The 22254-nt window shown below is 66.3% G+C and carries 23 protein-coding genes; 15 read left to right on the forward strand and 8 right to left on the reverse strand.

Going from position 1 to position 22254, the window contains the following annotated elements:
- Positions 1–486: a helix-hairpin-helix domain-containing protein gene (locus tag ACSC1Y_RS06290; protein WP_435333841.1), complete on the forward strand. Its 486-nt coding sequence runs from the start codon at positions 1–3 to the stop codon at positions 484–486.
- 694 nt (positions 487–1180) lie between these two features.
- Here ACSC1Y_RS06290 and ACSC1Y_RS06295 read toward each other — a convergent pair.
- Positions 1181–3073, reverse strand: coding sequence for a polymer-forming cytoskeletal protein (locus tag ACSC1Y_RS06295; RefSeq protein ID WP_435333842.1), 1893 nt, complete (start codon positions 3071–3073; stop codon positions 1181–1183).
- A gap of 486 nt (positions 3074–3559) precedes the next feature.
- Complete coding sequence (msrB, locus tag ACSC1Y_RS06300) at positions 3560–3976, reverse strand: peptide-methionine (R)-S-oxide reductase MsrB (protein WP_435333843.1); 417 nt, start codon at positions 3974–3976, stop codon at positions 3560–3562.
- A gap of 105 nt (positions 3977–4081) precedes the next feature.
- Here msrB and ACSC1Y_RS06305 point away from each other — a divergent pair, with 105 nt between their 5' ends.
- Positions 4082–5971 (forward strand): DEAD/DEAH box helicase family protein, encoded by a 1890-nt coding sequence (locus ACSC1Y_RS06305; RefSeq protein WP_435333844.1) that lies wholly within the window; start codon positions 4082–4084, stop codon positions 5969–5971.
- Between the two features lie 70 nt (positions 5972–6041).
- Complete coding sequence (locus ACSC1Y_RS06310; protein WP_435333845.1) at positions 6042–6218, forward strand: DUF7576 family protein; 177 nt, start codon at positions 6042–6044, stop codon at positions 6216–6218.
- 502 nt (positions 6219–6720) lie between these two features.
- Here ACSC1Y_RS06310 and ACSC1Y_RS06315 read toward each other — a convergent pair.
- Entirely contained in the window at positions 6721–7701 is a 981-nt protein-coding gene (locus ACSC1Y_RS06315) for a formyltetrahydrofolate deformylase (protein ID WP_435333846.1), read from the reverse strand.
- Positions 7702–7934: 233 nt separating this feature from the next.
- Here ACSC1Y_RS06315 and ACSC1Y_RS06320 point away from each other — a divergent pair, with 233 nt between their 5' ends.
- Genes ACSC1Y_RS06320 through ACSC1Y_RS06335 form a run of 4 tightly spaced genes read left to right on the forward strand, consistent with a single transcriptional unit; the run spans position 7935 to position 11551 of the window.
- A complete protein-coding gene (locus ACSC1Y_RS06320) occupies positions 7935–9038 on the forward strand; it encodes a metal ABC transporter substrate-binding protein (RefSeq protein ID WP_435333847.1) in 1104 nt (367 codons plus the stop codon).
- On the forward strand, positions 9035–9814 hold the full coding sequence (locus ACSC1Y_RS06325; RefSeq protein ID WP_435333848.1) for a metal ABC transporter ATP-binding protein: 780 nt from the start codon (positions 9035–9037) through the stop codon (positions 9812–9814). The genes ACSC1Y_RS06320 and ACSC1Y_RS06325 overlap by 4 nt, the downstream gene beginning before the upstream one ends.
- On the forward strand, positions 9811–10827 hold the full coding sequence (locus ACSC1Y_RS06330; RefSeq protein WP_435333849.1) for a metal ABC transporter permease: 1017 nt from the start codon (positions 9811–9813) through the stop codon (positions 10825–10827). Before ACSC1Y_RS06325 ends, ACSC1Y_RS06330 begins: the two co-directional genes overlap by 4 nt.
- 7 nt (positions 10828–10834) lie before the next feature.
- On the forward strand, positions 10835–11551 hold the full coding sequence (locus tag ACSC1Y_RS06335) for a metal-dependent transcriptional regulator (RefSeq protein WP_435333850.1): 717 nt from the start codon (positions 10835–10837) through the stop codon (positions 11549–11551).
- Positions 11552–11568: 17 nt separating this feature from the next.
- Here ACSC1Y_RS06335 and ACSC1Y_RS06340 read toward each other — a convergent pair whose 3' ends face one another.
- Positions 11569–12186, reverse strand: coding sequence for an SOUL family heme-binding protein (locus tag ACSC1Y_RS06340; protein WP_435333851.1), 618 nt, complete (start codon positions 12184–12186; stop codon positions 11569–11571).
- 112 nt (positions 12187–12298) lie between these two features.
- Here ACSC1Y_RS06340 and purS point away from each other — a divergent pair, with 112 nt between their 5' ends.
- The 4 genes from purS to ACSC1Y_RS06360 all read left to right on the forward strand — a co-directional run bounded on the left by purS (position 12299) and on the right by ACSC1Y_RS06360 (position 17030).
- On the forward strand, positions 12299–12550 hold the full coding sequence (gene purS / locus ACSC1Y_RS06345; RefSeq protein WP_435333852.1) for a phosphoribosylformylglycinamidine synthase subunit PurS: 252 nt from the start codon (positions 12299–12301) through the stop codon (positions 12548–12550).
- A complete protein-coding gene (gene purQ, locus ACSC1Y_RS06350; RefSeq protein ID WP_435333853.1) occupies positions 12547–13245 on the forward strand; it encodes a phosphoribosylformylglycinamidine synthase I in 699 nt (232 codons plus the stop codon). The genes purS and purQ overlap by 4 nt, the downstream gene beginning before the upstream one ends.
- Positions 13246–13353: 108 nt before the next feature.
- Positions 13354–16470, forward strand: coding sequence for a PAS domain S-box protein (locus ACSC1Y_RS06355; protein WP_435333854.1), 3117 nt, complete (start codon positions 13354–13356; stop codon positions 16468–16470).
- Positions 16471–16508: 38 nt separating this feature from the next.
- Complete coding sequence (locus ACSC1Y_RS06360; RefSeq protein WP_435333855.1) at positions 16509–17030, forward strand: HAD family hydrolase; 522 nt, start codon at positions 16509–16511, stop codon at positions 17028–17030.
- A 96-nt stretch (positions 17031–17126) separates the two neighbouring features.
- Here the strand turns inward: ACSC1Y_RS06360 and ACSC1Y_RS06365 are convergent, their stop codons facing one another.
- From ACSC1Y_RS06365 to ACSC1Y_RS06375, 3 genes are all read right to left on the reverse strand, one after another.
- Positions 17127–18203, reverse strand: coding sequence for an archaeosine biosynthesis radical SAM protein RaSEA (locus tag ACSC1Y_RS06365; protein ID WP_435333856.1), 1077 nt, complete (start codon positions 18201–18203; stop codon positions 17127–17129).
- A 361-nt stretch (positions 18204–18564) separates the two neighbouring features.
- Entirely contained in the window at positions 18565–18843 is a 279-nt protein-coding gene (locus tag ACSC1Y_RS06370; protein WP_435333857.1) for a DUF7521 family protein, read from the reverse strand.
- Entirely contained in the window at positions 18840–19217 is a 378-nt protein-coding gene (locus ACSC1Y_RS06375; protein ID WP_435333858.1) for a helix-turn-helix domain-containing protein, read from the reverse strand. The genes ACSC1Y_RS06370 and ACSC1Y_RS06375 overlap by 4 nt, the downstream gene beginning before the upstream one ends.
- Positions 19218–19327: 110 nt before the next feature.
- Here ACSC1Y_RS06375 and ACSC1Y_RS06380 point away from each other — a divergent pair, with 110 nt between their 5' ends.
- From ACSC1Y_RS06380 to ACSC1Y_RS06395, 4 genes are all read left to right on the forward strand, one after another.
- Positions 19328–19870 (forward strand): GNAT family N-acetyltransferase, encoded by a 543-nt coding sequence (locus ACSC1Y_RS06380; RefSeq protein ID WP_435333859.1) that lies wholly within the window; start codon positions 19328–19330, stop codon positions 19868–19870.
- A 25-nt stretch (positions 19871–19895) separates the two neighbouring features.
- Positions 19896–20411: an SRPBCC family protein gene (locus ACSC1Y_RS06385; protein ID WP_435333861.1), complete on the forward strand. Its 516-nt coding sequence runs from the start codon at positions 19896–19898 to the stop codon at positions 20409–20411.
- A 96-nt stretch (positions 20412–20507) separates the two neighbouring features.
- A complete protein-coding gene (locus tag ACSC1Y_RS06390; RefSeq protein ID WP_435333862.1) occupies positions 20508–21275 on the forward strand; it encodes a class I SAM-dependent methyltransferase in 768 nt (255 codons plus the stop codon).
- Positions 21276–21354: 79 nt separating this feature from the next.
- Positions 21355–21885: an SRPBCC family protein gene (locus tag ACSC1Y_RS06395; RefSeq protein WP_435333864.1), complete on the forward strand. Its 531-nt coding sequence runs from the start codon at positions 21355–21357 to the stop codon at positions 21883–21885.
- On the opposite strand, the gene ACSC1Y_RS06400 is transcribed toward ACSC1Y_RS06395, so the two are convergent.
- Entirely contained in the window at positions 21852–22238 is a 387-nt protein-coding gene (locus ACSC1Y_RS06400; RefSeq protein ID WP_435333865.1) for a VanZ family protein, read from the reverse strand. The two genes, ACSC1Y_RS06395 and ACSC1Y_RS06400, sit on opposite strands and share 34 nt — an antisense overlap.
- Between the last annotated feature and the right edge of the window lie 16 nt (positions 22239–22254).

Here is a 22254-nt window from a genome sequence, read left to right on the forward strand (position 1 = left end):
ATGAAAGCAATCACGAAGAGCGGCCTCTCCGTGTCCTGTGGCAACTTCAAAGCCATCGACACCGGAGTGGTCCTGACCGAAGACGAGAAACGAAAGCACGTCGTCGGGTTCATCCCGTACGAAGACCTCCAGTTCGTCCTCCCCGACGAGGTCGCGGCCGAGCTCGACACGAACCGACCCTCGCACGAAACAACCCTGGAACGACCCGACGAAGAGGCGGTATGGGTCGAACCAGACGAGACCGCCTCGGCGGAAGCCACCGAGGAGCAGGCGGAGGACTCGGAGTTGACCGTCATCCACGGACTCGGTCCCACCTACGCTTCTCGCCTGCACGCCGCTGGTATCAACACGCTCGAACAGCTCTCCGCCGCCGACCCCGAGGCGGTTGCCACCGCCGCGAACGTCCCCCTGATGCGCGCACGCATCTGGATAGAACGGGCAGACCGTTCACGCCCGGTCGGACTGGACACCGCCAGCTGGGTGTGACCGGCTGGCGCGTACCCGGCCAGCACGTCGACTGGCAGAACATATCATAATAAGGACAAGATTTATGCTGGTTCCTCACCGCTAGAGTATCATGACTCTAAACTCGTGTCCTCGATGCGATGGAACCGACAGTCGACTGTACCTGGACCAGTGCCACGCCTGTGGCCACGTCCCCGCTCACGGCGCCGACTAGAGCCGTTAGCCTGATACCCCAAAGCGCTGACCAGCCTCATTTTGTGCACCGGTTTCCCGATAGTGCTACACGTGTGCATCCTGGTCACGGACACGACCAGGACGACAGATGGAGAAGACGCCCACACTTCGTAAGCGTTCGACGTCGAGAGCCGACTCCCCAGTGCGGCCCACGACTCCCGGACGAGACCACTGGCTACTATAGAGCGAAACGGTACAGTCGGAAAAACAACCACACGACGGCGGCAATCGCCATCCTTCCGGTTTGCCGCGTTCGGACCGCCCCCCGGCAGTCCACGTAGAACGTTCCTGAAAGGCCTCCCCCGGTGGCCTGACAGCTATAGGTCGGCAGCGGAGATAAACTTGCCTCAGAGAATATTATTTTTGACTTGTTCAAGCCGTGTCTGATGACGAAATCGAGAGCATAGCGAACCTGTTCGACCTGCCAGGCTCGCCGAAGCCAGATAACGAGCGCAACCAGAATCGCAGGGCGAGACGGCGTTCAGTCGAGCGAGACGACGACGGTCCGGTCGGTACACTGGATGAACTCGACGAGTTTGAGCGCGTCGGCCGGGGCCCCCAGACTGTAGTTCACGAGGTCCCGAGTGACGTCGAACGGTCTCGACGGACCGTCGATTCCGCCACGGAGCGCGAGGTCGTAGTGTAGATGTGAGTCGGAGTTGAACTCCGTGACGCGGCCGACGAGTGCGCCGTAGATGGCCCCCGAGTTGCTGACCGTGATGGTCGACGGGTTCGCGTCGGTTCCGGGGACGTAGATGACACCCGCCACCGTCGCCGCCCCGTTGAGGGCGACGGTGGTCCCCGGCATCCCCATGAACCAAACCTGGGTCCCACGGTTGCCGGGAGTGGTCACCCGGGCGCCCGAGGCCATGGCGATGCTATCTCCGGTCGTGTAGATAGTCACCTGATGCGAGCCCACGACGGCGACGTGGGCGTTCGACGCCAGGAACGCGTCGCCGTCGACCGCGATGGTGACGTTCCCGCGCGTCGCGTCGACGACCAGTTTCTCGTTCGAGCCGACGGTCAGCTCCGAGAGATAGTACTCACCGGAGCCGAGCGAGCAGACGACGAGACAGGTGAGCCGATCCGCCACGATGGCCGCGGACAGACCGTTGTCGTTGTCGGTCTGGATCCGTGCTACCTCGGTGGTGACGAGGGCGTCGACGGGTGCGACGCTGGGGGCAGTCCCGTCAGCGGTCATGGTTCCGGTGACGTTCCCACGAACACTGTGGCCGGAGCCGTACTTCACGTCACCATGCACCTCGTTCCAGCGCCCGACGGTGACGTGTCCACTGCTGTTGACGTTCCCGTAGACGATGGCGTCGCCGCTGAGGACCACGTCACCGTTGTAGTTGACCGTCGCGTGCGAGGAGGAACTCCAGCGGTACGGTCCGATTGACGAGTCGAAGCTATCGATGGTCGAGCCCGAACTCATCGACAACTCCTTGTTTCCAGCAGCCGCCGGCGAGACGATGGCGTCGAGTACGACCGGCTTGCCGGGAACCGGGTCCGGCGGGACGACGGTCACGACCTGCTTCGTCACGGACCGGGCGTACGTGGTGAAGTCGACCGAGACGGTCTTGGTCGCGTGGTCGTAGGTAACCGGGCGGGCGGTCGTCCGCTCGAAGTAGCGGCCCCACGCGAGGTAGTAGTCGCTCTGGACGTCGAGAACGATGGTCCCGTTCGCGACGGGATTCGCACTCACCAGGCCCGACGGATAGGGAATCGGCCCGGGGACCACCCGGGAACGAGTCCCCTCGGAGACCGTGGCGGTGGGCGAGCCGGTCGCACTGTCTGCCGACTGGATGCGAGTGACGTGGACGTCGAGCGAACCGTTCCGGATGCGCACGTCCGGCGCTTCGAGCATGACGACGCTCCCGCCGTCCGACCGCCAGATGCCGCCACCCTGGAGCGCGATGGTCGTGTCACCGTTACGGTACCCGACCTCGCCGAGGGTCGCGTCGTAGAGGACGTGGTCGTGTCCGACACCGGTGTAGTTGTAGTGCGTGATGGTGAGACGTCCGGCGTCGGATACGGCGTAGTACTCGCCGGCGACCTGGCCGAGCTGGACCGTCGACGAGTCGCGGTCGCCGGCACCGACAGCCTCGAGCTCTGCGTCGAGCTGGGTGAGCGAGGACTCGGCACGGTCGACGTCGACGGTCGTCTGCATATCGGCGAGGACGAACTGTCCGCCGACAAGGATCGCAACAGCACCAGTCGCAACCACCAGCATGAGCATCGAGACCGCGATGACCGGTGAGAGCGCACGCTCGTCACGAACGGGTACAGTGACCGAGACGAACGAATCGTTTGCCGACTCGAACCGCTCAGTGGCCGATGCTTCGCACTCTCTACGGTTGATTGTGTATCTCATCCCCATAGTCCTCCCCAGGACTAAGCACTCGTTGGTCGGCTGTGACGATAAATCTATCCTGAAAAACATTTCCATCTGAGATTACCAGGTAGCCCGTTCATACCGAGCAGCAACGACCCGTCGGGAGGGGATGGCGGAAGCGGAGAGAGTGTTTAAGTGGAGCTTCAACCCGGGAAATCACCCCTTACCCTTCGCAGAGTACTTCCACGTCGACGCCTGTCTCGCCCCGCGTCGGACCTACGATTCGACTGGCCCGACCTCGCTTCGCTCGCTCGAACGTCGTCGAAGACGTCCCCCAGATTGAGACTCTACACAGAACGCCCTACGACTCCTCCTCGAACTCAAGCGCCACCGAGTTGATACAGAACCGCTTTCCCGTCGGCGCCGGCCCCGCGTCGGACCTACGGTCCGACTGGCTCGACCTCGCTTCGCTCGCTCGAACGTCGTCGAAGACGTCCCCCAGATTGAGACTCTACACAGAACGCCCTACGACCCCTCCTCGAACTCAAGCGCCACCGAGTTGATACAGAACCGCTTTCCCGTCGGCGCCGGCCCGTCGTCGAAGACGTGCCCGAGATGGCTCTCGCAGCTCGCACAGACGACCTCGATGCGGTGCATCCCGTGGCTGTGGTCCTCGCGTTTCTCAATCTTCCCTTCGTCCGCGGCGTAGAAGGAGGGCCAGCCACAGCCGTGGTCGAATTTCGTCTCCGAATCGAATAGCACCTCACCACAGCCCTTGCAGCGGTACTTCCCGTCCTCGAAGTGGTCGACGTACTCGCCCGAGAATCGAGCCTCGGTGCCCTGTTCGCGCAGGACGTGGTAGGACTCGTCGTCGAGCTTCTCGCGCCACTCCGCGTCGCTCGTCGGGACCGTCTTCTCCTGTTCGGGCGGGTTGCTGGTCATACCGCCCCATAGGAGTGGCGGAAGGAAAGAGGCCGTGGTCGCGGCAGGCACCGAGACCGATCGACGACGAAACCAGTATGCATCTCCCACGCCAAGCCACCCCCAGTGACCGACGACGAGCCCGACACACCGGCCCCCGATGCGGCCGACGATTCGACGGCGAACGCCGATTCCTCCACAGAGACGGACGGCGACGACCTCCCGGTCAACCGGTTCTACGACGCGCTCGAAGCCCACGGCCGGCCCGTCATCACGGCCAGCCAGCTGGCGCGCAAGCTCGACACGACGCAAGAGCGCGCCCTGCAGGCACTCGAACGGCTCGAGAAGCGCGGTGACGTCGAACACGCCAGCGTCGAGAACGACCCGACGGTCTGGTACGCCGCGGACTGGGCGGAGGTGGTCGACCGCGAACGCGTCGTCTTCTTCCCGAAGCGGCGCCAGCTGGTCGTCGACCAGCCGACGCAGTTCACGCGGGCGCAGTGCTCGCAGTTCGCGCACCTCGTCGACACGACGCGGAAGGGCGGCTACCTGTACGAGATCCGGCGCGAGGACATCTGGCAGGCGCCCTACGACGAGTACGAGAAGCTTCTTAGAACCGTTAGGCAGGTCATCCCCGAACGCTCGCCCGCCTTCGAGGAGTGGCTGGAGGACCAGTGGAAGCGCGCGAACCAGTTCGTGCTCTCGACGCACGAGGAGGGGTACACGGTGCTGTCGGCCACGACGGAGAACCTGATGGGCAACGTCGCCCGACAGAAGCTCGACGAGACGCACCTCCGGGCTCCCATCGACGACCTGACGTCGTGGGTCGCCGACGAGAAGATCGCCGAGATAAAGCGAATCCTCTACGAGGCGGGCTACCCCGTCCGCGACGAGCGCGACCTCGATACCGGCGACGAGCTCCCCATCGAACTCCACCTCAACCTGCGCGACTACCAGCAGACCTGGGTCGACCGGTTCGTCGAGCAGAAATCCGGCATCATGGTCGGCCCGCCTGGCAGCGGGAAGACCGTCGCCGCGATGGGTGCGATGGCGGCTGTGCAAGGCGAGACCCTGATTCTGGTTCCCTCGCGCGAACTCGCCAGCCAGTGGCGCGAGGAGCTACTGACGCACACGAGCCTCACAGCGGACCAGATCGGCGAGTACCACGGTGGCGAGAAGGAGGTCCGCCCGGTGACCATCGCGACGTACCAGACCGCCGGGATGGACCGACACCGGCAGCTGTTCGACTCGCGGCGCTGGGGCCTCATCGTCTACGACGAGGTCCACCACGTGCCGAGTCGGGTGTTCAGGCGCTCCGCCGACCTGCAGTCGAAGCACCGGCTGGGCCTGACGGCGACGCCGGTCCGCGAGGACGACAAAGAGGAGGACATCTTCACGCTCATCGGGACGCCCATCGGGACCGACTGGGACGCCCTGTTCGAGGCGGGCTACGTGCAGGAGCCGGAGGTCTACATCCACTACGTCCCGTGGGCCGACGACGACGCACAGAACGAACACGCCAGTGCCGAGGCTGGCCACGAGCGCCGCCAGCTCGCCGCGATGAACCCGGCGAAGATCCGCGAGGCGCGCCACCTGCTGGCGAAGCACCCCGAGAAGAAGGCGCTCGTCTTCGTCGAGTACATCGACCACGGCGAGCAGCTGGCCGCGGCGCTCGACGCGCCCTTCATCTCCGGCGAGATGCGCCACTCCGAACGGCGCGCGCTGCTGGACGAGTTCCGCCGCGGCGAGCGCCGCGTGCTGGTCGTCTCCCGGGTCGGCGACGAGGGCATCGACCTGCCGGACGCGGAGCTGGCAATCGCGGCGTCGGGACTCGGCGGCTCCCGACGGCAGGGCGCACAGCGAGCCGGCAGGACGATGCGCCCCGAGGGAACCGCGATGATGTACGTGCTGGCGACGCGCGGGACGAACGAGGAGGATTTCGCCCAGCGCCAGCTACGACATCTCGCCTCGAAGGGCATCTCGGTTCGCGACGGGCCCGCCGAGGCCGTGGAGTGACGCGCCGGGACGGCTGGAAATCTTGCCAGCGTCTGCTGGCTTGAAGTCCATTCGAGTGTGAATCTTCAACATGGTAGACCCCACCTCCGACGTGGGCGAGGTCGACCCCGACGACGCGCCCAGCTGCGACGAATGTGGTGAACCCGTGACGGGCGAGGAACATCGGGTTCGAACACGGGTCGACGACGGCGTGGTCGAGCATCACCACTTCTGTGACGATTCGTGTCTCGAAGACTGGGAATCCTGACCTGGCGAACAGTCAGGTTGCTGGCTGGGCTCAGGATACTGGCGAACAGTCAGGTTGCTGGCTGGGCTCAGGATACTGGCGAACAGGCGGTTCGTCGTCGTTACACCGGAGGCGAACCGCACACCCGCCTCGACCACCCGGTGACATTCGTCAGAGGATGGCGAGTCTGGGCGCTTTTTGATACTTGAATGATGGTGTGGGTGTGTGGGTGGCACGTCACCGCCGTTGGTCGACGAATCTGGTTTCGGCGAGCAGCTCGCGAATCACGACGGCGACGAGAGACCGCCTCCGCACCACTGCTCACGGCTCACTCCGTTCGCCGTTCGCCACGAGGCGACTGCGTCGCCTCGCTACCCTCCCCAGCCGACTGTGCGCCTCGCTCACTTCGTTCGCGTCGGTGCTCGTCCCTCACGCGACTTCGAGACCGTCGCCTCACCGTGTTCGACGACGGTCTCAGCGCGCGCCAGAGTGTCCGTGAGAACCTCGAAAAGTCGGTAGTTGCTCAGTCGTCGCGCTGACTCTCGCTCTCGCCACCGTCGCCGGCGACGATCTCACCGAGGCCGTCGACCGGCCGGTCCGGGTTAGCCTTTCTCGCCTCGGGCGAGAGACCCAGCTGGTAGTTGTCCTCGCGTGCCTCGCGCAGGCGGGTTCTGCCTCGGTGGACCGAGACGTCCCCGTTCAGGTGGAGGCGAACGGCTTCGAGGAGCGCCTCGGCCTCGAGGGGCTGGCCGGACTCTTTTACGTCCTCGGCGGTCGCGTCGTCGGCCACGTCGAAGGCCCGCTGCGTGATGATGGGCCCCTGGTCGAGGTCGGTGGTGACGTAGTGGGCCGTGACGCCCGCGATGCGGACTCCCTCCTCGACGGCCTGCCGGTAGGCCGATGCGCCGGGGAACGCCGGCAGGAGGCTCGGGTGGACGTTGATGATGCGGTCCTCGTACCGGAAGACGACGTCCGGGCTGAGGATGCGCATGTACCGCGCGAGGACGATGAGGTCGGCGTCGTACTGTTCGAGCAGGTCGAGTAGTTCGGCCTCGTCCGGAACGCCCTTCTCGTCACCCACGTCGTGGAACGGCACCTCGTACTTGTTCGCGAGCGGTTCGAGGTCGTCGTGGTTGCCGATGACGACCGAGATGTCCGCGCCGAGGTCGCCGCTGGCCCACGCCTGGAACAGGCGTTCGAGGCAGTGGCTCTCCTTCGTGACGAGCACGGCTATCTGCTGGGTCTCCCGGTCGCTCGGGAAGCGGACCTGCACGTCGACGCCGAGTTCATCCCCGAGGTCGTGGAGGTTCTCGCGGAGCGTCTCGGGCTTGCAGACCATCTCGCTCGTGTCGGCGTGCAACGTCATCCGGAAGATGTCGTCGCGGACCGCCTGGTCGAGGTCCTCGATGTTGATGCCGCGTTCGAACAGGAGCGACGTGACGCGAGCGATGAGGCCGGTCTTGTCTCCTCCGACGACCGTGATCTCTGTCAGGTCGGTCGTCATCGCTGCCACCTCGTCTGTGTGGTCGTCGGAGACATCAGGATTGGCTCAGGCGACTGGCGGGGAAAAGGTTTCGTGTCGACGCGATGGTTACCGGCCTCCCCGTCGGCACGTGACTCGAGCGAATGTGCCGCCTCGTAGTGTAACTCGACATACACGGCAGAGAATTAGAATAGTCTAAACTAGGAATTCGTCCGGAACAATTAATGCGTTCGGCCAATCTTCACCGAGTAACAATGGCAGACAGCGAACCACGGAATCGGCAACACGGTATCTCCCGGAGACAGGCACTACTCGGCGGCAGCGGCCTGCTGACGGCCGGTCTCGCGGGTTGTCTCGGCAGTGCACAGGGCGGGAGCGACGACGGTGGCCACGGCGGGTCCGACGAGAACGGCTCGAACGGCGGGTCCGAGGACGGGCCCGTCGCGGTCGCGTCCTTCTTCAGCTTCTTCGACTTCGCACGAAAGCTCGCGAGAGACACGCCGGTGACGGTCGAGAACCTCATCCCGACCGGTCTCCACGGCCACGGCTGGGAGCCGAACGCGAGCGTCACGCGGGACATCATCGAGGCCGACGCGTTCATCCACGTCGGGAAGGACTTCCAGCCGTGGGCCGACCGCGCCATCCAGACGCTGAAAGACGACGGCGTCGACACCCAGCTCATCAACGTCCGAGAGGGCGTCGAACTGACAGACCTGGCCGCGAGCCTGGACCCCGAGGAAGAGGGCGTCGGTGAGGGCAGGGGCAAGGACCCCCACTTCTGGCTCGACCCCCAGCGAGCGAAGGTCTCCGTCGACAACATCACCGAGGGACTCGTCGAACTCGCGCCCGAGCACGAGGAGACGTTCCGCGACAACGCAGAGACGTACAAGACGGACGTGCTCGACCGCATCGACGCCGACTACCAGGACATCTTCGACCGCGCGGACCGGAAGGTCGTCCAGCTGGCGGCCCACAACGCGTTCCAGTACATCGGCGTCCGCTACGGCGTCGAGATGCGTCCCCTCGTCGTCAACCTCGCCGCGAGTGGCGACGTGAAGCCCTCTGACATCACGAAGGCGAAGGAGACCATCGAGAAGCACGACATCGAGTACATCGGTGCCGGCGTCTTCGAGACGCGAAAGCCCGCGAAGCAGCTCATCGCGGAGACGCCCGTCACGGCGTACTTCCCGGTCACGCCGTACGCGGGTGTGCGCGAGGACTGGGTGAAGAACGACTGGGGCTACGAGGAGATCGCCTACAACATCAACATGCCCACGTTCGAGGTCGTGCTGGGGAACAAGGAACCGGAAGCGGTCGGTCCCGACGGCTGGGCCGAGGAGTGGAGTAACTTCGAATGAGCACGAGCACGTCAGCCGCCGGAGAGGGAACTGCGACCGGCGACCCCGTCGTCGAACTCTCCAGCGTCGACTTCGGCTACACGGCGACCCCCGTCGTCGAGGACATCTCGCTGCGCATCGACCAGGGAGAGTACGTGGCCGTGGTCGGCCCCAACGGTTCCGGGAAGTCGACCCTGATGAAGCTCATGCTCGGCCTGCTGCGTCCTGACACCGGCTCGGCACGGCTGTTCGACGAGCCGTCGCACGAGTTCGACGACGGCGCCCGCATCGGTTACGTCGCCCAGCACGCCAGCGCCTCGAAGGAGATGCCCATCACGGTGCGCGAGGTCGTCCGGATGGGCCGGTTCCCCCACGTCGGCTTCGGCCGCCTCTCCGGAGAGGACGAGGCCATCGTCGCTCGGGCACTCGAGACGGTCGGTATGACGGGCTTCGCCGACCGGCGAGTCACCAAGCTCTCGGGCGGCCAGCGCCAGCGGGCCTTCATCGCCCGGGCACTGGCGGGCGAGGCCGACCTGCTCGTGCTCGACGAGCCGACCGTCGGCGTCGACGCCGAGTCGGTCGACGCGTTCTACGACCTGCTCGAATCGCTCAACGCGGACGGCATCACCGTGCTCCTCATCGAACACGACCTGAGCGCCGTCACCGAACACGCCGAGCGCGTGGTCTGTCTCAACCGCGAGATATACTTCGACGGCCCGACCGACGAGTTCGTCGAGAGCGACGCACTCAGCCGTGCGTTCGGGACCGCGGCGACCTTCCTGGGTGGTTCGCGATGACCGGGCTCGCCTCCGCGTCGACGCTGGCGCTCCAGTCGTCGAGCCCCCTCGACCCGGTACTGGCACCGTTCTACTGGTTCCTCGGGGTCTGGACCGGTCTGATGAACGGCCTGTACGACGCGACCGGCATCGAGCTGCTCCAGTACGGCTTCATGCACCGCGCCATCCTCGTCGGCCTCTGCATCGGCGTGATGGCCCCGCTCATCGGGACGTTCCTCGTCCACAGACAGCTCGCGCTCATCGGCGACGCGCTGGCACACACCGCGTTCGCTGGCGTCGCCATCGGGCTGTTCCTCAACGCCGTGCTCAACCTCGGCGTCTCGCCGTACCTCACGGCGGTCGTCGTGGCGGTCATCGCGGCGTTGCTCATCGAGCTCATCTCCGAGGCGACCGGCGCGTACAACGACGTGTCGATGGCCATCGTGCTCTCGACCGGGTTCGCGCTGGGGACGGTCCTCATCAGCATCAACGCGGGCGGGCTCGCCGTCGGCATCAACCAGTACCTGTTCGGGAACCTCTCGACGGTGTCGGCCGAGAACGCCGCCATCCTGCTCGTGCTGTTCCTCGTCATCGTGGGCGTCGTCGGGCTCACCCGGAACCAGCTCCTGTACGTCACCTTCGACGAGACGGCCGCTGCCGTCTCCGGTATCAACGTCAACTGGTACAACCGCGTGATGGTGATGCTGACGGCGCTCGTCGTCGTCGGCGCGATGCAGATTATGGGCGTCATCCTCGTCGCCGCGATGCTGGTCGTGCCCGTCGCGGGGGCCGCACAGGTGTCACGGAGCTTCTCCGAGTCCCTGCTCGTCTCGGTCGTCCTGGCCGAGCTCGCCGTGCTCCTCGGCATCGGCGTCGCCTACTACGGCGAAGCGACGGCCGGCGGGGTCATCGTCCTCGTGGCAGTGGCGATATACGTCGTCTCGGTCGTGGTCGGGAAGCTCCAGACCGGGATGTCGCAGGACGTCTCGCCGGAACTCGGGAACATCGACGCGGACGAGCCCACCGCGGACTGACGTCGAGATGTCCCGCGCAGACGAGACTGGTCCGGCCGTCGATTCCGACCGCACGTCGCTGACGCCCACGATGGAGGACTACCTCCGTCACATCTACCGGCTCGAGGAGCAGGGCAACGACTGGGTGACGAACTCGATGGTCGCGGACCGCCTCGGCGTCGAGCGGGCGACCGTGACGAGCATGTTCGGGACGCTCGCCGACGCCGGACTCATCGAACGGGAGAAGTACCGACCCGTCCAGCTCACCGACGAGGGCCGAAGGGTCGCGCTCCGGGTCGTCCGTCGCCACCGTCTCGTCGAGACGCTGCTGCTCGAATCGTTCGACTACAGCATCAGCGAGGTCGACGCCGAGGCTGACGTGCTGGAGCACCACCTCAGCGACCGCCTCTGCCGTGAGATAGCGCGTGTGCTCGACGAGCCGGAGACGGACCCGCACGGGGACCCGATTCCCGACGCGAACCTCGACGTGGCGGGTGGTGAGGATACCGTGCCCCTGACCGACGTGCCACCCTCGGAGAACGTGGCGGTGCAGCGAATCCTCTCGCAGGACGAGGCAGTCCTCGACCACCTGGTCTCTGCCGGCGTCGAACCGTCGGCGACGCTCCGGGTCGACGAACGTGCACCGTTCGGGATGGTGACCGTCTCCGTGCACGGGACCGGAGAGCAGACCAGTCTGCCGGAGGCGGTCGCCGCCAAGATACGCGTCCGCGAGCGAACCGACTGAGTCGTCAGTTCAGTCGCTCACCGGACCGCCACCGCCACCTCGTTCTTCCGCATGTACGGCGGCGTCCACGGGTCGTCGTATCCCATGAAGAACGGCTCGTCTGCCAGTTCGATGCCATGGCGTTCGAGCGTCGAGACGAGCTGGTCGCGCTTTCGCTGAATGGTCGCGGGCCGTGCCCAGCCGCGGAAGGTGAGCGCCGCGAGGTTCCGCGGGCCGACGAGTTCCAGCGACACGAGGTCGTCGACCGGCTCGGGGGCGTCGTCGTAGTCCATGTCGGCTGGCAGGTAGAACGACATCGTCACGCCCTCCGGGACCACGGTGCTGGTGACCGGCGTCGTCATCGGAATCTTCTCACCCTGCATCGAGACGGGCGTCGTCATCGCGATGCGCCGGCCGCCGGTGTTCGCGCCGGAGATGTACCGGAAGAGGCGGCGAAACGCCTCGTCACCCGAACTCGCGGTGGTGGTGACGGTCATCGTCGCCGGGTAGCGCCGCAGTTCGATACCGTCGAAGTGGGCCACGGTGTCGTACGGGACGCGCTGGGTCGTGTAGTCGATGTACAGTCCCCACGCGGTCCACGCAGCGAGGCCACCGGCGATGGTGCCAAGCCCCGCAAGGATGGTCTTCCGGTTCATGACAGAGAGAGGACCGCGAGGAGCATGAACCGCGTGGCAGACAGTATGCACGTTCGTGCCCATCCGAGAGCTTCCAAAACTCCTATCATGCATGACCACGCACCCTCGACCGATGACTGGCTACACCGCCACGGTGACCGTCCGACTCAAGCAGGGGGTACTCGACCCCGAAGCCGAGACGACCAAGCGCGCGCTCGAACGGCTCGGGTTCGAGCTGGAGGGGCTGCGCTCGGCGGACCGGTTCGAGGTCGACGTCGACGCGAGCGACGCCGACGAGGCCGAGGAACGGGCGTCGGAGATGGCCGAGCGCCTGCTCGCCAACCCGACCATCCACGACTACGAGGTCGCCGTCTCGGAGCGATGACGGTCGCCATCGTCAGGTTCGGCGGCTCGAACTGCGACCGCGACGCCCTGCGCGCACTCACCGACGTGGGCGTCGACGCCGAGATCGTCTGGCACGAGGACGGGCTCCCCGCGGACACGACCGGCATCATGCTCCCGGGCGGCTTCTCCTACGGCGACTACCTGCGCGCCGGAGCGATGGCCGCGCGGTCACCCGTGATGCAAGAGGTCCGCGAGCTCGCGGCCGACGGCGTCCCCGTGCTGGGCGTCTGCAACGGTGCACAGGTCGGCTGCGAGTCCGGCCTCACCGAAGGTGCGTTCACGACGAACGAGAGCGCCCGGTTCCAGTGCGAGCACGTCCACCTGCGTGTCGAACGCGCCGATACGCCCTGGACGGTTGGCTACGAGGAGGGCGAGGTCGTCGAGTTCCCCATCGCCCACGGCGAGGGTCGCTACGAGATAGACGAAGAGCGTCTCACGCAACTGGAGACGGAAGGGCGCGTCCTCTTCCGGTACTGCGACGAGTCGGGCGAGCCGACGCCCGACGCGAACCCGAACGGGTCGAAGCACAACGTCGCCGGCGTCCTCGGCGAACACGAGACCGTCGCCGTGTTGATGCCCCATCCGGAGCGCGCCGCACTGGCGGACATCGGCGGTACCGACGGCCGCTCGCTCCTCCGCGGATTCGCCCGGGCCGCGGCCGCGAACGGACGGTAACGCCGACGACTCACGGTTCGATTCACGCGCCGAATTGGCTGAAAGATTAATGGTGCTCGGCAGCCTGCGTGCAGACGAACTGGGGTGTGGCGTCGCCCCGAAACCTGCATGACAGGACCACAGATCGAGATCCTCTGCGTCGGGTACAGTGCCGACGTGCTGGACGACTTACGGGCGGTGTTACCCGGACATATCGCGACGGCGACGGGAGCAGCCGCTGCCGCTGTGGCCATGACGCCCGAGCTGGATTGCGTAGTTAGCGAGTACAGTCTCCCGGACGGAGACGGTCTCTCCCTGTTCGACGACGTACAGTCCCTCGATAGAGACGTCCCCTTCTTCCTGTACACGGACGCGGGGAACGAGTCGGTCGCGGGTGACGCACTCGCTCGCGGTGTCGACGGGTACGTGCCGGCGAGCGACGGCCTCGAGGTCCTCTCCCGGCGACTTCGAACGACGCTCGATACGGACGAGCCGACCGTCGAGAGCCGTCGCGACCGGCTCGAGCTCGTCTACGACCAGGCTCCACTCGCCATCGTCGAGGCGAATCCGAACGGTGACGTCACCGCGTGGAACAGCGGCGCTCGCGACCTGTTCGGCCACGAGCGCGAGGAGATCTTGGGAGAGAACCTCGTCGAGACGCTCGTTCCCGAGAGCGTCCGTGACGACCTCGAGTCGGTGTGCGAACAAACGCTCGACGGAGACGGGACCCAGCGGAGCGTGAACCGGAACGTCACCCGCGACGGCGAGGAGATTACCTGCGAGTGGTACAACACGACCCTGCGCGACAACGACGGCGAGGTCGTCGGGGCACTGTCGTTCGTCCGGGACGTCAGCGACCAGATACAGCACCGACAGACGGTCGAAGACCTCCACGACACGACCCGCGACCTCATCCGGGTCGAGGAACGGCGACGCGTCGCGGAGTTCGCCGTCGAGGCCGCTCGCGACGTGCTCGGTCAACCCTACGCGAGCGTCTTCCTCTACGACGAGGAGCAGGATGCACTCGTCGCGACGGCTATGACCGACGGACTCGAGGAGTTCTTCGACGACGACGAGGTGCTGGGCGACGAGAGCATGTCCTGGAAGGCGTTCGAATCGGGTGCCCCCGTCGTCCTCGAGGCCGACGTCAACCACCGGTCGTCGGTCCCGCAGCGGTCGAACATCCAGAGTGGCATCTTCATGCCGCTCGGCGACCACGGAACGCTCGCGTTCGCGACGCGGGAGCGAGACGCCTTCGACAAGACCGACGTCCACATGGCGAGCATACTGGCGTCGACCACGACGGCGGCACTCGACCGAAGTGCGAGAGAGGAAGAGCTGCGGCGACACCAGACCATCGTCGAGACGGCGGGCGATGGCGTGTTCGCTCTGGACAGCTCTGGGCACATCCGCACCGTCAACGACGCGATGACCGAGCTGACGGGCTACGACCAGGACGAACTGCTCGGGACGCACGTCTCGGCGGTCGTCGAAGAGGAGGAGACCGACCGAGGACGGTGCGACGTCGGCTCACTGCTCCCCAGGGACGAGAGCGAGTCCGAGACGTTCGAGATACTCGTCGTAACCGTGGACGGGACTCGCGTTCCCTGCGAGGCGACGATTGCGCAGTTACCGGCCGATTCGGTGTTCGACGGGACGGCGGTCGTCGTCCGGGACGTGACCGAGCGCCGGGAGATGGCCGACCAGCTCGTCGAGCACAAGCGGAAGATAGAGAACCTCCACGGCATCGCATCGGCACTCGACGACTGTGAGACCGAATCGGCGGTCTGGAACCTGACCGTCGAGGCTGCGGAGGGTATCCTCGATTTCGACATCTGTGGCGTCGACAGCGTCGACGGCGAGTACCTCGTCTCGGAGGCCCTGTCCTCCGAAATCGAGCCGGAGGGCTACAAGGGGCGCGCGCACATCTCGGATGGGCTCGCCGGCAAGACCCACCGGACCGGCGAATCCTACCTCGTCGGTGACATCCGCGGTGACAACGAAGCCACACCGGAGAAACGGACCTACCGGTCACTGCTCTCGGTCCCCATCGGCGACCGCGGGGTATTCCAGGCGGTCTCCGAGGAGGTCGGCAGCTTCGACGAGGCCGACCTCGAACTCGCCGAACTGTTGGCGAGCCACGTCAACGACGCGCTGGAACGACTCGTTTTCGAGGCGCGTCTGCGCGAGGAGCGCGACCGCTTCGCCGCCCTGTTCGAGAACGTGCCCGACCCCGTGGTCTACGCGACCCACGAGGACGCCCAGCCCGTCATCGTCGACGTCAACCCCGCGTTCGAGCGGGTCTTCGGCTACGACGAATCGGAGGTCCTCGGCGAGCTACTGGACGAGTTCATCGTTCCTCGCGAACGACGCGGTGAGGCCGGGATGCTCAACGCCAGGTCGCAGTCGGGCGAACTGGTCGAGTGCGAGGTGAAACGACGGACCGCAGACGGGCTTCGAGACTTCCTGATGACCATCGTTCCCGTCGAGTTCGGCCAGGAGAACCCTCGAACCTTCGGCGTCTACACGGACATCACCGAGCGCAAGGAGCGCGAGAAGCGCGTCGAGATACTGAACCGCGTCCTCCGTCACGACCTGCGAAACGGGATGAACATCATCAAGGGCTCCGCGGAGATGCTGGCGGACGTCGTCGAGGGGACGACCGCTTACGGCTACGCCGACACCATCATCGACCGATCGAACACGCTCATCGGGCTCGCCGAGAAGACTCGCGCCGTCGAACGGACGCTCGACCGGGACCGCGCCGCCAGCGGGCCGGTGGACGTCCGCGACTGCATCGAGACATCCATCTCGCGCCTCGAACCCGAGTACCCGGATGCGACCGTCACCGCTGACCTCCCGGACGAGGCGCGGGCCCGCGCCGACGACCTGCTCCGAACCGCGATTCACCACGTCATCGAGAACGCGCTCGAGCACAACGACACGCCGGACCCGACGGTCCACGTCACGGTCACGGAGGACGAGGCGTCGGGCAACTACCTGCGCGTCTCGGTCGCCGACGACGGCCCCGGAATCCCGGAGGACGAGCGTGCGCTCATCTCCGAGGAGAAGGAGATAACCCAGCTTCGCCACGCCAGCGGTCTCGGCCTCTGGCTCGTCAACTGGGTCGTTACCCAGACCGGTGGCCGCGTCGCCTTCACGGAGAACGAGCCGCGTGGGTCGGTCGTGGAGCTGACCGTGCCGCTGGCCCGGAACGAGGATACGCTTCGGCGGACGAACGACTAGGCGCAACGGTTACGGTCTCCTCCTGCGGCGGTTTCGCTGTGACAGCTTCCTACGACGCCGTCGTCTACGACCTCGACGGCACACTGGTCCGGCTGGCGGTCAACTGGGCGGCGACGGCCGACCGAATCGCGCCCATCCTTCACGACCACGGCTGGGAGGGCGAGGCCGACGACGCACTGGACCTCCTGCCCGTCGCCGACCAACTGCGGGCGAGAGCCGAGGTCGACCCGCACCTCGAGCACGCGGAGGTCGCGGGCGCACGCGAGTCGGCTCGGCTGTCGGCGATGGACGAGCTCGAGGGCGAATCGCGTCCCGTCGCCATCTGCTCGCTCAACTGCGAGGCGGCCTGCCGCGAGGCGCTGTCGACCCACGGCGTCGACCGGGAGGTCGCCGCTATCGTCGGTCGCGATTCAGTTGCGGAGCGGAAACCGCATCCCCAGCCGTTGCTCGCGGCCGTCGAACGGCTGGGCGTCGCGCCGGAGCGGACGCTGTTCGTCGGGGACTCCGACAGCGACGAACTGACCGCGCAGCGGGCAGGAACGGGGTTCAGACGGGTGTAGCGGGGAGCGGGAACGGGCGAGTGTAGCGAGAAGCGAAAACGGGCGGATGTAGCGAGAAGCGAAAACGGCCGTAGAACGAGCGGTCGAGACGCTCGATTACTTCGCCAGCGGCATGTTGTAGCTCGTCTCGTGTTCGAGCACCGTCTCCCACGTCGCCTCGCAGTCGCAGGAGACCTGCTCGAAGACGGTCGGGTCCTGGCGCAGGTCGAAGTCCTTGATGGCCGTCTGGACCCTGTCGTCGCACTCGCCGCAGTTGTGCGGGCCGCGCTCGGAGCCGTGGCCGACCGGGTCGGAGACGACGATGACGTCCTCGTCGGCGGTCTCTTCGAGTACCTTCGCGACCGACCAGAGCCACGGCGGCCGGTAGCCCCCGCGGAAGAACAGCTCGTCGACCATCGTGTACCGCTGGACGTTGCACGGGTTCATCGAGACGGTGTGACAGCCCTCGACGCCGGCACAGCGCCGGACGGAGGAGATCATGTCCTCGAGCGCTTCCGGTTCCGAGAGGAACGGCGGTTTCATCAGCAGGTACGCCTTGACGCCCGCGTCGGCGGAGATGGCTTCCTCGCAGGCCGCCTCGAAGTCGGCGAAGTCGAAGTACTTGTTGACGCAGTCGTGGCGGACGCGGTCTGTCGCGGTCTCGAGGCCCACGGCGACGTCCGTGTCGAGACCCTGTTCGGTGAACTCTTCGAGCTTCGACTGGCTGACGAAGTCCGGCAGGGATTCGAGGACGATTCGCTCCCTGTCGCCGAACGTCTCCGCGATGGCCTGCCGCGTCTCGGCGGGGACCTCGCGCTCGTCGAGGAACGACCCGGAGGTGTAGATCTTGATGAGGCCCGACTTCTCGTCGGCCTCCTCCGCCTCGTGGTCGAGACAGACCTGTATCTGGTCCATCAGCGCCTCGTGGGAGACGGAACCGCCCTCGACGGATTCGGCGACGTAACCGCACATCGTACAGCCGCCGGCGCGGGCCCAGCGGCAGCCGCCGGTGTTGAGGATGATGGTCAGCGACTGGTAGACGCCACTCGGCGTGTTGTCCTCGTCCAGCCAGACCCGCGTGGGCTGGTGCGGGTCGTACGTCTTGTCCTTCTGGGCGCGGATGTCGCGCATCACCTTGTTGTGCGCGTCCATCCCCTTGCCCTGCTCGTAGACCTCGGGCGTGGGCTTGCTCATTGGCAGGAACCAGCGGCCGTGCGCGTAAATCCGCTTCGGGTCTCGTGCGTATTCGTGGTATCCGTCCACGTGAGCAGTGCTGTGCGTGGTTACTCAGGCAAGCAGTTCGCGAATCACGACGACGAGAGACCGCAACAGCAACCGCCCCGCACCACTGCTCGCGGGCCACGCAGTGGCCCGCTCGCCGCGAGGTGACACAGTCGCCTCGCTCTCCTCCCCAGCCGAATCGCACCTCGCCTCACTTCGTTCCGCTTCAGTGCTCATCCCTCGCGCGATGCCGAGCCGACCATCTCACAGGGTTCGATGGTCGCCTCAGCGCACGCCACGGTTGAGGTCCAGCGCTCGACGCCAGCTCACCTGTTCACTCCGCGAACAACGAGTACAGGATGACGCCGAAGCCGACGGTCGTCAGGGCGCTCTCGATGGCGAGCGCGGTCGTCCGGTCGCCAGAACCGAGCAGCTGGTCGGCCGCGCCGGCGAGCAGCGCGCCCAGCGTGACGATACCGAAACCGAAGGCGAGCGCCCGGATAGCCGAGGAACCGGTCCGCCGGTAGGCACGCGTCGCGTAGTACGTGATGAGGCCGCCCATCACGAGCGTGAGCGTCTTGAACACCAGTACGAGTGAGCCAAGGTGACTCACGTCTCCTTTCGCACCTCCTTCCACATCGAAGCGAGTCGTTCGTCCGGTGTCTCTGGCGGTCGTTCGATACTGAGCGTGAGTGTATGGTCGTCGGTGAGCATGATCTGGACGTTCTCGAAGTCGACGCGGTACTGGGAGGTGTGGCGGCCGTCCGACCTGAGTTGCGTCTCCTCGGCGACGAGGGACGACTCGGTGAGGAGCTCCAGCTTCCGGTAGGTCGTGGAGAGGGGGATGTCGCACGCCTCCGAGAGCTCGCTGGCGGTCATGGGCTCGGTGAGCTCCTCGACGATGGCGTGGCAATCCTCGTCGTCGAGAGCGTCGAGAACCGCCTGGAACTCGGGCTCGGCCGGCCCGGACGAATCGCGCGCCTTCACACCCGGACGTGTAGCGCCATGGGACAAGTCGATTCGGGTTTCGAAATCACCGCCAGGTAACATGACAGCCCCAAGAAAGACCTATCTCGGACCATCGCCAGTGTACTACCATGTTAGCAGATGTCAGAGGTATCGCGTCCGTCGAGGACGTGTGGGCGGCGGACGACGTGAACCGGGCGTCGTGGACGACCGCGTTCCGGGAGGTATTCCCGGAACACGTCCTCGACGCCGTGGACGTCCCGCCGGAACAGCCCTGGGTGGAGTCGCGCTTCGCCCTGCTGTGTAACCATCCCGGCTTCCTGCTGGCGACGGTGAAAGACGAAGTCGTAGGCTACGCGTACGTGGACTGGACGAGGACGGCACCGTTCGTCGGCGACAGCGAAGCCGAGCTGAAAGAGCTGTACGTCCACCCCGACTACTGGAAGGAGGGAATCGGCACAATGCTCCTCGACTCGATCTGTGACGCGGTCCCCGGGGGACGGACCGCGCTGGTCCTCTCGACCCCCGAGGAGAACCACCTCGGACGGTCCTTTTACGAATCTCGCGGCTTCGTCCTGCGTGAGACGCTCCCAGCGACCGACCCGGAGGGGCGGTACCCCTCCGTCGTGTACGCTCGCGACCTCACGACCGATACACATTGGCGGGCAACGTAACCCGCCCCATCACGAATCGAGAGGTGTGACTCACAGTATCGACGACCTCCACGTGACGGTGACCCACCAGTTCGACGCGAGCGCGCGAACGGTCTGGACCGCCCTGTCCGACCCTGCGGTCACCCGGGAGGCGCTCCCGGCCGTACGGTCGGTCGAGCCGGAAGACGGTCTCGCGACCGATGGCCGCGGCGGGACGGAACTCATGGCCGGCGAACACACCATCGAAGAGGGTGAACGCTACGCGGCGACCATCGCCGCCCCGCTCGACCGGGTGACCGCCGAGTTCGACACCTACGTCACGGTCGCGGAGCACCGCTTCCCGAACATCGCCGGGGCCGTCGGCGGCGACGGGGAACTCGGCTCGTTCGACGCCCGTACAGAGCTCGCGGTCGAAGAGACGGCGTCTGGCTGTCGCGTCGAGTGGTCCGTGACGGCGAACGTCGCCGGCGATGTCGCCGCAGTCGGTGAGAAGAAGCTCCAGCCGGTGCTCGCGCGGGAGGCCGACCGATACTTCGAGACGCTCGAGACCATCGTCCAGTGAGCTGCTCGAACCGACCCGTCCGCCGACTCCGTTTCTGACCGCTTCGCACGTTCGCCCGGACCGAACAGCTACGGCCCCGGCGAACGTACCGTGGGCATGGACGGTTCCGCGAGAAAGCGACGGACGACCGCCTCGTTCGCCCGCGTCGCCGACCAGTACCTCGATAGCGACGTCCACCGCGAGGGGACAGACCTCGCCCTGCTGGTCTCCTGGTGCGCGGGAGCACGCCGCGTGCTCGACGTCGCCTGTGGCGCGGGCCACGTCGCGGGAGCACTTCGTAGCGCGGGGGTTCCCGAGGTCGTCGCGAGCGACGCGACCGTCGAGATGCTCCGGACTGCCCGGGACCGGTTCGACGTCCCGGTCGTCGCGGCCGACGCAGAACGGCTCCCGTTCGCCAGCGACAGCGTCGACGCGGTCACCTGCCGTATCGCGACACATCACTTCCCCGATCCGTCGGCGTTCGTCTCCGAGGTCGCCCGCGTCCTCGAACCGGGTGGGACGTTCGCCCTGGAGGACAACGTCGCGCCCGAGGACGAGGAACTCGCCCGATACCTAAACCAGGTCGAAGCCGCCCGGGACGACTCGCACGTCGACGCGAAGCCGGTCTCGTGGTGGCGTGAGACGCTCGAGGGGACCGGCTTCGCCGTCGAGGAAGCCGTGACGATGCGTCGCGAGCTCGACTACGAGGCCTGGCGCGACCGGACGACGGACACGGCGGCACAGCGAGAGTTCGTCGACGACCTCCTGGGACGACCCGAGGCGTCCAGTGTGTACCAGCGCGAGACCGATGGCGACGGCACCGTCACCCGGTTCAGCAACGAGAAAGGACTGTTCCGCTGTCGGGTCCCAGCAGTCGCGGAGTAACTATCAGGGTCGGAGATTGTACCGGAACCCGAATCATCTTGGGTAGACGTGTAACTCCTCCAACCGCATTGGATAGAGTATGCCCCGGACCATCGAGGACATCGACGTCACCGTCACCGGCACCGTCCGCGCCGACCCCCGCCTCACCTGGGTGACCGTCTCCGATACCGAGTGTATCCGCGAGCACGTCCCGGGTCTCTCCGACCTCGAACACGTCGGGAGGGGCCCCGCGATGACGGACGGCGGTGCGGCAGGGACGGCGACCGTCGTCTCCCCCACCCGACAGGCTATCGACGCCGGAGAGACCTACACGGCGACGCTGACCGCGCCTCTCGACCGGCTCCCGATGGAGTTCGACACGTACTGTACGGTCGAAGAGCACCGGTTCCCGCGCACGACTGCGACGGTCGGCGGCGACGGCTCGATGGGTTCGTTCGACGCGCAGGCCGGGATCACCCTGGAAGAAGACCCCGATGGCACCCGAGTCGAGTGGTCCGCGAGGGTCGACGTGGCCGGCCCCATCGCTGGTCTCGGCGAAGACGCCATCCGTCGCGTCGTCACCCACGTCGTCGAGTCCTACGTCGACCGGCTCGACGCGACCCTCGCGTAGACCGTCCACAGACCGGTCCCGAGCATCGCACCGACCGCGTTCACCACTCCATCGGTGGGGTCGAACGCCCGGGCTGGGATGGTGTACTGGACCAGTTCGATGCCGGCACCGAATCCGGCGACCAGGGCGACGACCGCAGCCGCCCGCTGCCACGTCCGGGGACGTGCAGCCCAGGCGACGACTCCTCCCAGTCCAGCGTAGCCGAGCAGGTGGTACCACTTGTCCACGCCCAGTAGCCCGAACGGACCGACACCCGCCGTGGCGTCGCCTGGTGGCGTGACCACCGATGCAGCGAGAATTGCCATCGCCATCGTTCCGGCGAGCAGCGAGCGTCCGCGGGATTCCCGCGTCATGCGCCGCGGTTCGTAC

This window comes from Haloarchaeobius lipolyticus, assembly GCF_051208015.1.
Taxonomy (GTDB): domain Archaea; phylum Halobacteriota; class Halobacteria; order Halobacteriales; family Natrialbaceae; genus Haloarchaeobius.